16 protein-coding genes and 1 tRNA gene are annotated in these 12,169 nt (G+C 67.1%); 3 read left to right on the top strand and 14 right to left on the bottom strand.

Features of this window, described 5'->3' with window-relative positions:
* Nucleotides 1–56: 56 nt before the first annotated feature.
* The 8 genes from ACXYX3_RS03720 to ACXYX3_RS03685 all read right to left on the bottom strand — a co-directional run bounded on the left by ACXYX3_RS03720 (nucleotide 57) and on the right by ACXYX3_RS03685 (nucleotide 5,878).
* Nucleotides 57–815: an SDR family oxidoreductase gene (locus ACXYX3_RS03720; protein ID WP_458610193.1), complete on the bottom strand. Its 759-nt coding sequence runs from the start codon at nucleotides 813–815 to the stop codon at nucleotides 57–59.
* Between the two features lie 18 nt (nucleotides 816–833).
* Complete coding sequence (locus ACXYX3_RS03715; protein WP_458610192.1) at nucleotides 834–1,250, bottom strand: nuclear transport factor 2 family protein; 417 nt, start codon at nucleotides 1,248–1,250, stop codon at nucleotides 834–836.
* Nucleotides 1,247–1,996 (bottom strand): SDR family NAD(P)-dependent oxidoreductase, encoded by a 750-nt coding sequence (locus tag ACXYX3_RS03710; protein WP_458610191.1) that lies wholly within the window; start codon nucleotides 1,994–1,996, stop codon nucleotides 1,247–1,249. The genes ACXYX3_RS03715 and ACXYX3_RS03710 overlap by 4 nt, the downstream gene beginning before the upstream one ends.
* The gene (locus ACXYX3_RS03705) at nucleotides 1,996–2,967 is read right to left on the bottom strand and encodes an aldo/keto reductase (protein WP_458611969.1); all 972 of its coding nucleotides are present in this window, start codon (nucleotides 2,965–2,967) and stop codon (nucleotides 1,996–1,998) included. Before ACXYX3_RS03705 ends, ACXYX3_RS03710 begins: the two co-directional genes overlap by 1 nt.
* Nucleotides 2,968–3,052: 85 nt before the next feature.
* Nucleotides 3,053–3,361 carry an EthD family reductase gene (locus ACXYX3_RS03700; RefSeq protein WP_458610190.1) on the bottom strand — a complete coding sequence of 103 codons (309 nt, stop codon included), beginning with the start codon at nucleotides 3,359–3,361 and terminating at the stop codon, nucleotides 3,053–3,055.
* Nucleotides 3,362–3,385: 24 nt separating this feature from the next.
* Nucleotides 3,386–4,201, bottom strand: a complete 816-nt coding sequence (locus tag ACXYX3_RS03695; RefSeq protein WP_241205253.1) for a helix-turn-helix transcriptional regulator — start codon at nucleotides 4,199–4,201, stop codon at nucleotides 3,386–3,388.
* 19 nt (nucleotides 4,202–4,220) lie between these two features.
* On the bottom strand, nucleotides 4,221–4,412 hold the full coding sequence (locus ACXYX3_RS03690) for a hypothetical protein (RefSeq protein ID WP_458610189.1): 192 nt from the start codon (nucleotides 4,410–4,412) through the stop codon (nucleotides 4,221–4,223).
* 26 nt (nucleotides 4,413–4,438) lie between these two features.
* Entirely contained in the window at nucleotides 4,439–5,878 is a 1,440-nt protein-coding gene (locus tag ACXYX3_RS03685) for a hypothetical protein (protein ID WP_458610188.1), read from the bottom strand.
* 455 nt (nucleotides 5,879–6,333) lie between these two features.
* On the opposite strand from ACXYX3_RS03685, the gene ACXYX3_RS03680 reads away from it, so the two are divergent.
* Nucleotides 6,334–6,627 (top strand): hypothetical protein, encoded by a 294-nt coding sequence (locus ACXYX3_RS03680; RefSeq protein ID WP_458610187.1) that lies wholly within the window; start codon nucleotides 6,334–6,336, stop codon nucleotides 6,625–6,627.
* An 84-nt stretch (nucleotides 6,628–6,711) separates the two neighbouring features.
* On the opposite strand, the gene ACXYX3_RS03675 is transcribed toward ACXYX3_RS03680, so the two are convergent.
* Nucleotides 6,712–6,794 (bottom strand) — tRNA-Tyr (locus ACXYX3_RS03675).
* A gap of 136 nt (nucleotides 6,795–6,930) precedes the next feature.
* Between ACXYX3_RS03675 and ACXYX3_RS03670 the strand changes: the two genes are divergently transcribed.
* Nucleotides 6,931–7,422 (top strand): YajQ family cyclic di-GMP-binding protein, encoded by a 492-nt coding sequence (locus tag ACXYX3_RS03670; RefSeq protein WP_458610186.1) that lies wholly within the window; start codon nucleotides 6,931–6,933, stop codon nucleotides 7,420–7,422.
* A 66-nt stretch (nucleotides 7,423–7,488) separates the two neighbouring features.
* Here the strand turns inward: ACXYX3_RS03670 and ACXYX3_RS03665 are convergent, their stop codons facing one another.
* Nucleotides 7,489–7,968 carry a WXG100 family type VII secretion target gene (locus ACXYX3_RS03665; protein ID WP_458610185.1) on the bottom strand — a complete coding sequence of 160 codons (480 nt, stop codon included), beginning with the start codon at nucleotides 7,966–7,968 and terminating at the stop codon, nucleotides 7,489–7,491.
* 114 nt (nucleotides 7,969–8,082) lie between these two features.
* Between ACXYX3_RS03665 and ACXYX3_RS03660 the strand changes: the two genes are divergently transcribed.
* A complete protein-coding gene (locus ACXYX3_RS03660; RefSeq protein ID WP_241205248.1) occupies nucleotides 8,083–9,108 on the top strand; it encodes an NAD(P)H-dependent glycerol-3-phosphate dehydrogenase in 1,026 nt (341 codons plus the stop codon).
* Here ACXYX3_RS03660 and ACXYX3_RS03655 read toward each other — a convergent pair.
* The 4 genes from ACXYX3_RS03655 to grcC1 all read right to left on the bottom strand — a co-directional run bounded on the left by ACXYX3_RS03655 (nucleotide 9,105) and on the right by grcC1 (nucleotide 12,168).
* Nucleotides 9,105–9,635 (bottom strand): hypothetical protein, encoded by a 531-nt coding sequence (locus tag ACXYX3_RS03655; protein WP_458610184.1) that lies wholly within the window; start codon nucleotides 9,633–9,635, stop codon nucleotides 9,105–9,107. The genes ACXYX3_RS03660 and ACXYX3_RS03655 overlap by 4 nt on opposite strands.
* Nucleotides 9,636–9,679: 44 nt before the next feature.
* The gene (locus ACXYX3_RS03650; RefSeq protein ID WP_241205246.1) at nucleotides 9,680–10,138 is read right to left on the bottom strand and encodes a hypothetical protein; all 459 of its coding nucleotides are present in this window, start codon (nucleotides 10,136–10,138) and stop codon (nucleotides 9,680–9,682) included.
* A 63-nt stretch (nucleotides 10,139–10,201) separates the two neighbouring features.
* Entirely contained in the window at nucleotides 10,202–11,080 is an 879-nt protein-coding gene (htpX, locus tag ACXYX3_RS03645; RefSeq protein WP_458610183.1) for a zinc metalloprotease HtpX, read from the bottom strand.
* Between the two features lie 80 nt (nucleotides 11,081–11,160).
* Nucleotides 11,161–12,168: a nonaprenyl/(2E,6E)-farnesyl/geranylgeranyl diphosphat synthase gene (grcC1, locus tag ACXYX3_RS03640; RefSeq protein WP_458610182.1), complete on the bottom strand. Its 1,008-nt coding sequence runs from the start codon at nucleotides 12,166–12,168 to the stop codon at nucleotides 11,161–11,163.
* Between the last annotated feature and the right edge of the window lies 1 nt (nucleotide 12,169).

Below are 12,169 nucleotides of genomic sequence, written 5' to 3'. Positions count from 1 at the left end.
ACTAGAGGCTGCGGGAGAGATTGCGTGGCCGCTCGGCGAAATCGCCCGCGCAGGACTCAGTTCGGGTCGGCCTGGTTGAGCGTCCGCACGACGTCGTCGTACTCGCCGCGCACCTCGGAGTAGCGGAGGAACTTGACCCGCTCCACCTGGATCTCCTTGCCGTCCGGGTCGGTTTCCAGGATCTGCATGACCTCGGCGATGAAGTCCTCGAGCGGCATCGCGAACGAGCTCTCCCGTTGCCCGGGAAGCAGATCCGTGGCCACCGATGGCGGCACCAGCTCCTTCAGCGACACCGACGTGTCGGCGAGCTGTAGTCGCAGCGACTCGGTGAGCATGTGGATGGCCGCCTTGGAGGCGTTGTAGCTGGGCGTGATCTTCAGCGGCGTGAACGCCAGGCCCGACGACACGGTGATGATCGTGGCTGCGGGCTGCTTCTGCAGATGGTCGATGAACGCGGCGATGAGGCGGATCGGACCCAGCAGGTTCGTGGTGATGACCGCTTCGGCCGAATCGAGAAAGCCCTCGGCCTGATGCCAGTCCTCCACCCGCATCACCCCCGCCATCGCGATGATCACGTTGAGGTCGGGATGCTTGTCGAGCACCGACGCAGCCGCCGCCGTGATGCTGTCGGCGTCGGTCGTGTCGATCTGCACGGTGTCGATACCGGGATGCTGGGCGGCGATCTCGTCGAGGAGCTCGGTGCGCCGGCCGCCGACGATGACGGTGTTGCCCTCGTCGTGCAGGGCAAGCGCCAGCGCGAGGCCGATGCCGCTCGTGGAACCGGGGATGAAGATGGTATTGCCGGTGATGTTCACGACGGTCCTTTCCCGGAATCAGGAGTCGACGGGCTGGAAGGCATCCCACAGCCCGTAGGAGTCTTCGAGGAAGTTGTATGCGGCTAGCTTCCCGTCCTGAACGGTGCAGACGGTCGCGAAGTCGCTGCTGAATTCTTTTCCTGTGTCGAGGATCCGATGGGTGAAGTGACCGATGACCACCACCTGATCACCGCTTTCGAACATCCGCTGGATGTCGAAGTCCATGGGCTGGAAATGCTTCGGGAACAGCTCGAGCCACTCCCGCACCTGCTGTCTGCCGTGCCGGGTGCCGATCGTGGGTACGTCGGCTGCGCCCTGTACACGCCAGACGACGTCGTCGGTCAGGCACTGCAGTGTCTTGTCGACGTCGTGGCTGAAGAAGACGTCGAAATAGTTCTGCACGACCTGGCTCGCGGTGCCTTGCGCGTCCGTCACCGTTGCCCTCCGGCCATCGTGATGTACTCCCCTGTCATCCATCCGCTTTCATCCGATGCCAGATACACGGCTGCCGGGGCGACATCCTCGGAGTGCCCCAGCCGACCCAGCGGGGTCTCCTCGACCAGCGCCCTGCCGAAGTCACTGGTGAGAAACCCGCCCGCCTGAACACCCTCGGTGTCGACGACACCCGGTTTGATCGCGTTGACCCGAATTCCTCTGGGCGCCAGTTCGTTCGACAGAGATCGCGTCAACGCATCGATCGCGCCTTTGGTGGCGGTGTACACCGACGCGTCGCTCGGACCGAAGATGGTCACCGTGGAGCTCATGTTGACAATGCTCGCGCCGGGCGTCATGTAGTGGACAGCCTCTTTGATCGCGGTCAGATAGCCGTAGACGTTGAGTTCGAAGTGGCGCCGGAACAGATCCAGGCTCAGATTCTGCAGAGGCTGGAAGTCGTACACGCCGGCGTTGTTCACCAGGATGTCGAGCCGGCCGAAGGCGCGGTCGGTCTCGGCGAACAACTCACGCACCTGCGCCTCGTCGCTCATGTCTGCCCGAACCGCAACGGCCTGGCCACCTGCTCGAACGATTTCCCGGACCACGGTGTCGGCGGCATCCTCGCTGTGGGAGTAATTCACCACGACAGCCGCACCCTCAGTCGCGAACAGCCGCGCGATCTCGGCGCCGAGTCCCTTCGACGCGCCGGTGACGACCGCGACCTTGCCGTCGAGTCTCCCGCTCATCAGCGCACACCGCGATCGGCGTAGCGGCCACCCTGCACCTTGTCGCTGAGCGGCTGGAGCTGCGCCAGTGCGTCATCGTCGAGAACGACATCCAGCGACGCGACGTTCTGGTCGAGGCGCTCGGCATGACGGGTCCCGGGTATCGGCACCACCGAGACACCGAGCCGATCGGCTTGGGCGTACACCCACGCCAAGGCGACCTGCGCGGGTAGGACGCCCAGCCGGTCGGCGACCGAGCGCACCGTGTCGGCGATGGCCTGATTCTGCTGACCGGCATCGCCGGTGAAGCGCGGGTTCTTGGCGCGGAAGTCGTTCGACGCCAGATTCTCGGTCTGCACGGAGCCGGTGAGAAAACCGCGCCCCAGGGGCGCGTACGGCACGAGCCCGACGCCGAGCTCCGCCATCACCGGCGTGATATCCTCGACATCCCTTGTCCAGAGCGAATATTCGCTCTGGACCGCAGCGATCGGGTGCACCGCGTGGGCACGTCGTAGCAGGTCGGCGCTGACCTCACTCAGACCCAGGTACCGGACCTTGCCTTCCTGCACCAGTTCGGCCATCGCGCCGACGGTGTCTTCGATCTCGGCGTTGTCCGGGGGACGATGCAGGTAGTAGAGGTCGATGTGGTCGACACCGAGTCGTAGCAACGACGCGTCGCATGACCGCTTCACGTACGGCGGATCACCACGGTGCACCCGGTTGTCGTCGCCGCTACTGCGATCGATACCGAACTTCGTCGCGATCTGGACGTCGTCTCTACGGCCGGCGATCCCGCGGCCGACCAGCACCTCGTTGTGGCCCGCGCCGTACTGATCCGCGGTGTCGAGGAGGGTCACCCCGGTATCGATGGCGTGCCGAATGGTGGCAATGCTGGTGTCCCAATCGGATTCGCCGTAGTACTCGCTCATGCCCATGCAGCCCAGACCTTGAGCTGACACGTCGAGCCCTCCGAGAGTCGTGCGCTTCACGATCGTCCTTTCGCCAGAGGTGATCACTGCTCCATCGACGCTAGTCAGCGGCCACCCCGGCACAATGGGTGCAGTGCACCCAGGGACGTCACGACGCCGGGGAGACCACTGTCATGATCGGTGAGAGGTCCGTGAAGTTCGCGATGTCGTCGGAGACAAGGCCGGATTCGGCGGCAGCGAGGGCACGATCCAGGCCCGCCCGGTCGGCGAAGTGGCACAGCGCAACCGCCACGACGTGCTGTCCGTCGACAGAATCCTCGGGGTAGTACACGTCGGTACGCTCCAGACCGAACGGCTCCCACGTCTTGGACACGAACGGAATATGTTTGCTTTCATAGTAATTGCGATCGAAGGAGCTGGTGCCGTCACCGACGTAGGTGACCATAAAGGTGGACATCGTTTATCCTTTCGTCGTCATCGGTCAGCTGGTGACGGCCCAGGAGCACAGCACCGACAGCGCCTCTGCGCTCGGGGAACCGGGCTCGGCGTGGTAGACGACGAGTTCCTGGCCCGGGCTGGAGCGCACATCGAAGGTCTGCATCGTCAGCGTCATGACACCCACTATCGGATGTCGGAATGTCTTGTTCTGCAGCGATTTACGTCGAGCATCGTGGCGTGTCCACATGTCGGCGAATTCCGGACTGGCTTCCAACAGTTCGTCGCGCACAGTGCACAGACGCACGTCGTTGGGTGCGATACCGAACCCGTGGCGAAAACTCGCCACCGCATCCTCGGCGACCACCGACCAGTTGCAGTAGAAGGTCTTGGCATCGGGTTCGGTGAAGATGATCTGCATCAGGTTCGTCGAGTGCGTCCACTGCATGAACATCGCGTCGGCGATCGGATTGCTGGCCAGGACGTCGAATGCACGGTTGTAGACGAACGCGGGGTTGACCGGCCACATCTCCAGGAGTTCGAGCAGCGCCGGATCGACGCGGGTGCTGACGCTACCGCGCTCCTGAGGGCTCAGCCCCGCCAGCCGGAACAGATGCTCACGGGCGTCGTCGGGAAGTTGCAAGACCGCTGACAGGGCGTCGATCACCTGCGGGGAGGGGCTGCGCTCCCGGCCCTGCTCGAGTCGGGTGTAGTAGTCGACGCTCATGCCGGCCAGCAGCGCCACCTCTTCCCGGCGGAGTCCACTGACCCGGCGCAACCCGTCGCTAGGCAGGCCGATGTCTGTGGGCGTGACCCGGCCGCGACGTGCACGGAGGTAGTCGCCGAGACCGTTGCTGGCCATGACCGCATTCTAGGAGGCCTCAGTGTCGCGTTCCTGGTTGTGGTGCACCCCCTCCGGCCGCCATCGACGCGACCTGCTCGACATCCCCTGTCCACAAGGAGTATTGGTGCACGACCGCGACGGGGTGCACCGTGTGAACGCGGCGGAACAGGTCGGCACGGACCTCGATCACACCGACGAATGCACGCCGCGCCTCGGGCGCGATGGTCACGCCCGAGGCTTCTGGGTGCGGCGTCCCTACGAGTCGCTACTGGTTCCGTCAGGACCGCTGGCACCGGACTTTCCGCCCACACCAGCTCGGCCGCCCGCGCCGCCGGCGCCGGGGGTCCGGGTGTCGCCGCCGATAGTGCTGCCACCGCGGCCGCCGTCACCACCGGTCCCGGCTACGGTGCCGCCGTTACCGCCCATGCCGCCGTCACCGCCGTCGGCGGCGGGTCCGCCGTCGGTGTCGGCGTCGCCACCGGCGCCGCCGTCACCACCCCGTCCTCGGATGTTCCCGCCGCTACCGCCGCGCCCACCTGCGCCAGCGGTGGCGGTGCCGCCGTCGCCGTCAGTCCCGAAGCGGTTGCTCCCGGCCGAACTCGCGCTGCCGCCGGAACCGCCGGCGCCGCCTGCCGCAGATGCGGCGCCCTTACCGCCGCTGCCGCCCACGCCGCCGGTGGCATCACCCTCGTCGGTGGCCACGAAGCCGCCGCTGCCGCCGGCTCCGCCCATTCCGCTCGTTGCCGCGCCACCGGAACCGCCGTTGCCGCCGACCCCGTCGGCAACCTGGCCGAAGGCGTTGTTGACCGTCCCGCCGTCACCACCGGAGCCTCCGGGGGCGCCGGCTCCGCCGTTGCCCCCGTCGCCACCGATCGCGACGTGGGTTCCGTCGGCATCCGTTGACGCGGACCCACCGTCACCCCCGTCACCTCCGGTACCGGTGGTGGCTGCGCCGCCGGCGCCGCCCCGCCCTCCGCTCGCGTTGCCGTTGACCGAGTCGGCCAATCCTCCGCGGCCACCGTTGCCACCGTTGCCGCTGATCCGGCCGCCACGCCCGCCGGAACCGCCAGCCGCCCCGACAGCGTCGTTGGCTCCAGCGACGGTGGAACTGAGCGAGTTGTAGTCGTTGCCGCCGTTACCGCCGTCGCCGGCGTCGCCGAACAGGCCTGAGTTACCGCCGGCGCCGCCCGCAGTGGCCGCGACCCGGACACCTGCCGCGGTCGTGAACGCATCGACTCCGTTGGCGCCATCGCCGCCGTTGCCGAAGAACAAGCCGCCGTTGCCGCCGGCACCGCCGTAGGCACCGTTACCGCCACTGCCACCCAACAAACCGCCGTTGCCGCCGCGACAATCGGCGGTGCAGTCGGGGTTGATCGCCAGGGCATCGAGTCCGTCGCCGTAGAGCCAGCCTCCGGGCCCGACGACCGGCCGCATCGTCGCCGAGGGTGTGGCCGCAGCGACTACCGACGCCGTCCGGTCGCCACCCGAGTGACCCAGCCACCAGGGCAGAGTCGATGAGTCTTCTGGCAGCGGGCCGTCGGTCGAGGCCAGCTGAATATCGGCTGCGGCCGTCGCCGCGACATCCGACGGCCAGACCAGAAGGACACCCGCTCCTACGAGAGCGGCGCCGGAGACTCCGGCGGCGAGATAATGCCTGACAGGCGTCCGCGGCGCACGGTTGCGGTGTTTGGACATGGATGAACCCCTTGGGGAGAAGTGATATTCGGCGCGAACCCTGGTGCATCAAGGAGGGCAGCGCCGACGCTACGCATTTGCTGATCGCTTTTGTTGGCATCGCCGATATGATCTTGAAGCAAAGGTAGACGTAATAAATTACGGCGACGGGACAGCCGTATGCGAGGTCGCGCAGCAGGATCAGTGACGCCACGGGCCGGCGAGGATCGCACATAGTCATCTGCCGGACCGAGCTCTAATTAGTAACGCGGACGGTAATTTTCCGTGGCCCTCCATTCCGAGGACTGGATCACTCTTATGGCAACGAGATCTCCGCATGAGGACAGCCGCCGTGCAGATCGTCATGATTTGGTCATCAATAGCAAATTCGATCAAGGGAATTCACAGGCCGCTGTCAGATTTGCTTTTGCGACGCGAATTCCCATCCGTGGCGAGGCCGGCGCCGAATACTTCACATGGCGACGATGGCGAGAACGAACGCACCGTGTGTGACGGGCGAAATTCGGTTCCGCCGCGAGGGGGACGAGCTACATGTCGAGCGTGCGACCCCGGTGATGTGGTTCGCCAGCCACGTGCTCGCGAATCTGGGCCGCAATCCTGACATCGGACTGACATTCGATGGCCGCGTGGTGACCCTGCAAGCGCCCAACGGGCGATGGGTCTGGAGACTGACCGGCCGCAGCGTCTGCGTCGACAATGCTGTCGAGGGCGACCAATGGGAGATGCTCGAGGGCGTCTGGCCGGACTGAGCTCACCTAATCCTTCGCCGGCTCACGGCGCAAACGGACCTTCGAAAGCCGTCAGGCCCCCTCGAAAGGGGGCCTGATCTGGTGTGGCAGGTAGTGGATTCGAACCACTGTAGGCGTAAGCCGACGGATTTACAGTCCGCTCCCATTGGCCGCTCGGGCAACCTGCCGGGTTCGCGTGTAGCGCGCACAGCAGGATACAACGACGGCATACCCTGACGACAAATCGCCAGGGTGGCTTGGCCGCCGCCCCGGCCTACGGCCAAGATGGAACCAAGTACCGATCACGAGGGAGGGACGGGTCCAGTGGCGGATTCATCGTTCGACATCGTCAGCAAGGCCGACCGCCAGGAGGTCGACAACGCGCTCAACCAGGCGGCCAAGGAGCTCTCCACCCGCTTCGACTTCCGCGGTACCGACACCAGCATCGAGTGGCAGGGCGAGGACGGCATCATCCTCGTCTCTTCCACCGAGGAGCGCGTCAAGGCCGCCGTCGACGTCTTCAAGGAGAAGCTCATCCGGCGCGACATCTCGATGAAGGCGTTCGACGCGGGCGACCCGCAGCCCTCCGGCAAGACCTACAAGGTCATCGGCAGCATCAAGCAGGGCATCGACAGCGAGAACGCCAAGAAGATCACCAAGCTGATCCGCGACGAGGGCCCCAAGGGCGTCAAGGCCCAGATCCAGGGCGACGAGATCCGCGTCAGCTCCAAGAAACGTGACGACCTGCAGGCCGTCCAGGCCCTGCTCCGTGGCGCCGACCTCGAGGTTGCGCTGCAGTTCGTCAACTACCGCTGACCACGAACGTGGAGGTTGTGCACGCCTGACGCCTGTTTCGCGTACACAACCTGCACGCTCGGCGGGTCAGGACTCGACGGCCCTGCTGACAGCCTCGGCAGTGCCGGTGTCGATCTGATCGAACAAGCCCAGCAGCCGCTGGATCACCGCGGTGAAGCCGGGCTCGAAGCGCTCCAACACCGGCGGGAACAACGGTGCGACGGCGACCCCGTCGTCGGTGACCGTCCACCCCATGCCGCGCAGCGCCGACACGAGCTCCAGCAGCCCGACCCGGATCGCGTCGAGGTGCGCGCCGCCCGCCGTCAACGCGGCTCGAACGGATTCCAGCCGGCCCCGCAGCTCCAGCTGCACCGCCAGGTTCTGCTCGGCCGACGCCACAGCGGCGTCACCACCGGCCGCCTGCCAGGCCGCCTCGACGCGCGCCAGCGCCTGCCTCTGTTCGGAGGCGACCGCGTCCAGCTCGACGATGTCACGGCCGAGGCGACCCGCTGCCGCGGTCACGCCCTGCGGGTCAGACGCTTCGACTGTCGACACCGTGACCGACACAAGACCCCCTCAGCAACGTCGCATCCATTATGCCCACGCGGCCGGCACCCTCCGCGCACCGATCGCCACCAAATCCGCCTCGCCGGTCAGCCCCCGCCCCTAGGGTGATCTCCCATGGCACCTGCACAGCGCGAACCCAAAGTCGTCGTCCTCGGGGGCGGATCCTGGGGCACCACCGTGGCCTCGATCTGCGCGCGGCGCGGCCCGACGCTGCAGTGGGTGCGCTCGCAGGAGACCGCCGACGACATCAACAACCACCACCGCAACACCAAGTACCTCGGTAACGAAGTCGAGTTGGCGCACGACCTGAAGGCGACCACCGACTTCGTCGAAGCCGCCGAGTGCGCCGACGTCATCGTCATGGGTGTGCCCTCGCATGGATTCCGCGGCGTTCTCACCGAATTGGCCGCCTCACTCCGCCCGTGGGTGCCCGTGGTGTCACTGGTCAAGGGCCTCGAACAGGGCACCAACTACCGGATGAGCCAGGTCGTCGACGAGGTGCTACCGGGACATCCGGCGGGAATCCTGGCCGGCCCCAACATCGCTCGTGAGGTCGCCGAAGGTTATGCCGCCGCCGCGGTACTCGCGATGCCCGATCAACACCTGGCCGCTCAGCTGGCGAACCTGTTCCGCACCAAGCGTTTTCGCACGTACACCACCGACGACGTGGTGGGCGTCGAGATGGCGGGTGCGCTCAAGAACGTCTACGCGATCGCCGTCGGCATGGGGTACTCGCTGGGAATCGGCGAGAACACGCGCGCGATGGTGATGGCGCGCGCGGTGCGTGAGATGTCGAAGATGGGCGAGGCGATCGGCGGGCACCGCGACACCTTCGCCGGGCTCGCCGGCATGGGCGATCTGATCGTGACGTGCACCAGCCAGCGCAGCCGCAACCGCCACGTCGGCGAGCAGCTGGGTGCGGGCAAGCCGATCGACGAGATCATCGCGTCGATGAACCAGGTCGCCGAAGGGGTGAAGGCGTCGAGCGTGATCATGTCGTTCGCCGAGGAGTTGGACATCTCGATGCCGATCGCCCGCGAAGTGGACGGGGTGGTCAACCACGGCGCGACCGTCGAGGACGCCTACCGCGGGTTGATGTTGGAGAAGCCGGGCCACGAGGTGCACGGCTCGGGCTTCTAGTTGAAGTAGGGGTTGGTGCCTTCGGGCCGGGCCAGCAACGGGTTGACCTCGTTGACGACCCACGACGCTGTCGGGCTGACCACGAAGCCCGCCTGATTGCGGCTGTCCACGCATGAGGTGAGGGTGCCGTCGCTGCCGCAGCTGACATCACCGAAGCTCAGCCGCGAGTTGGCCGGCAGCGCCTTGACGGGCCCGCCGTAGATCGGCGCGGGCGCCACCGAGAACCCGGGCACCCCGCCCGCCGCACCGCTGATCAGGTTGGCGCCCTCGGGGGCGCCGGGCAGCACGCCGTTGCACCCGTAACCGCCCGAGCGCTGGAGCATGCAGGTCAGACCGTTGGAGCTGAACGCGTACGCCGCACCGTCGAAGACGGCGTAGTTCTGCGGGTTCGCGGGCGCCCACGCGTTCACGTTGGGCGCCGGTGGAGGCGGCGGCGGAGTGGGCGGCTGCGCCGCAGCCACACCTGATGCGTTGAGGACACCGGCCGCGGCCAGGCACGCCGCCGCAAGGAAAACTGTGCTCGACACCGTCACAGCCTAGATGTCGCCGCAGGCGCAGGCAGTGTTAGCGCTCAGTACGCGTAGGTGCCGGTGGGGCTGATGACGAAGCCCGACTGGTCGACGGTGTTCACGCACGAGGTGATGACGCCGTCGGTGCCACAGCTGACGGTGCGAAAGCTCATCCGGGTGTTCGGCGGCAGCGGCAGCGGGTCTGCGGTCGCGCCGTACATCGGGCCGGCCGCATTCGCGAACCCCGGCGGGCCGCCCGCCCAGCCCGTCACCACGTTGGCTCCGCCGGGGGCTCCCGGCAGGGCGCCGTTGCACCCGTAACTGCCCGTCTGGCGGTCCATCACACACGTCACACCCATCGGCGCGGCGAACGAGTACCACGCGCCGTCCGGGGACGCGAAGGGCTGCGGATTGACCGGCGGCAGCGCGTTGACGTTCAGCGGGGACGGGTCAGCCGAGGCGACGGCCGGTGCGGCCAACGCCGCCGCGGCCGTGACACCGACGAGGATTCGGGTGAGCACGCGCACACCTTAAGTGCCCGGCCGTGGGCGGCGCATCGTCAGAGGTAAAGTCTGACGGGGCCGTCAGTAGTGACCCGGCCCCCGGCCGGCCATCGCCTCCAGCCGCGCGATGCGGTCCGCGATCGGCGGGTGGGTGGCGAACAGCTTGCCGATCTTCTCGCCCGACCGGAACGGGTTGGCGATCATCAGGTGCGCCTGATCGGCCAGCTGCGGCTCGGGCGGCAGCGGGGCGCGTTCCACACCGGCGCTGATCTTGCGCAGCGCGCTCGCCAGGGCCAGCGGATCGCCCGTCAGCTCGGCACCCGACTGGTCGGCCTGGTACTCACGCGAACGCGACACCGCCAACCGGATCACCGTCGCAGCGATCGGGCCCAGCAGCGAAACCAAAAGAATGGCAAAGGGATTGGTGCCGCCCTCCCGGTTACCGCCGAACATGCTCGCGAAGAAGGCGAGGTTGGCCAACGCGGTGATCACCGACGCCATCGCGCCCGCCACACAGCTGATCAGGATGTCGCGGTTGTAGACGTGGGACAGTTCGTGACCGAGCACCGCCCGCAGTTCCCGCTCATTGAGCATGCCGAGGATGCCCGTCGTGCAGCACACCGCGGCGTTACGCGGATTGCGGCCCGTCGCGAACGCGTTCGGGGCGGCGGTGTCGCTGATGTAGAGCCGCGGCATCGGCTGACGCGCGGTGGTCGCCAACTCCCGCACGATCCGGTACATCACCGGCGCCTGCATCTCCGTGACCGGCTGCGCGTGCATCGCCCGCAGCGCCAACTTGTCGCTGTTGAAGTAGACGTAGGCGTTCATGCCGATCGCGAACAGCACTGCCAGGAACATGATGTTGCGGCCGAACATCGCGCCCACGGCCACGATCAATCCCGAGAACAGCACCAGCAACAGGAACGTCTTCGCCCTGTTGGCGTGCGGATGCCACGTCATCGACCGGTCCTCCTCATCTGACCTGACGAACTCATACGTCCCTCCAACGCCCGGACAGGTCGCGCAGGTTCCGGGGCGCTTCAGCCGTGCCGGTGGATCGTGTAATCGACCAGAGTGGCCAGCGCCTGACGCCCGGGGCCGTCAGGCAACGCGGCCATCTCCGCCTCGGCCCGGCGCGCGTACTCGGCGACGGTCTCCTTGGCCTTCGCGATGCCCTGCGAGGCGCGCAGCAGCCGCAGCGCCTCCGCCACGTCGTCGTCGTCCTCGAGGGGGCGGGCCAGCAGGTCACGCAGCCGTTCGGCGTCCGGGCCGGTCTCGCGCAACGCGTAGAGCACCGGCAACGTGTGCACGCCCTCCCGCAGATCAGTCCCGGGCACCTTGCCCGACTCGTCGGGATCACTGTCGATGTCGATGATGTCGTCGGAGATCTGGAAGGCCGTGCCGACGATGCCGCCGAGGCGGGCCAGCCGTTCGATCTGCTCCTCGTCGGCACCGGAGAACGTCGCCCCGAACCGACCCGACGCGGCGATCAGGCAGGCCGTCTTCTCGTACACCACCTTGAGGTAGTGCTCGACCTCGTCGACGTGCTCGGCCGCGCCGCGAGTCTCCCGCATCTGGCCGGTGACCAGCAGCGCGAACGTATCGGCGATGACGCGGACAGCGTCGGGCCCGAGCCTGCTGACCAGCCGGGACGCCGTCGCGAACAGGTAATCCCCGGCGAGGATCGCGATGTTGTTGCTCCACCGGGCGTTGGCACTCTCAGCGCCACGGCGCACCTGCGCCTCGTCCATCACGTCGTCGTGGTACAGCGTGGCCAGGTGCACCAGCTCGATGACGGCGCCGGCGACGGTGACCTGCCAGGAGTCGGGCTCGGGACCCAGCTGAGCGGACAGCACCGTGAACAGCGGGCGGAACCGCTTGCCGCCGGCCTGGAACAGGTGCGTCACCGCCTCGGCCATCAGCTCGTCGGCGCGGCCGAGTTCCTCCGACATCAGCGCCTCGATCCGGGCCACTCCGTCACGGACGTCCTGGGCGAACTCGGCATCGCCGAAGTCCACTCCCGCCACCACGTTCGCCGGTGTCCTCACA

This window comes from Mycobacterium sp. Panama NTM2, from assembly GCF_054355555.1.
Note: the sequence above shows the minus strand (reverse complement) of the source record. Positions and strands in the feature narration are given on the sequence as shown.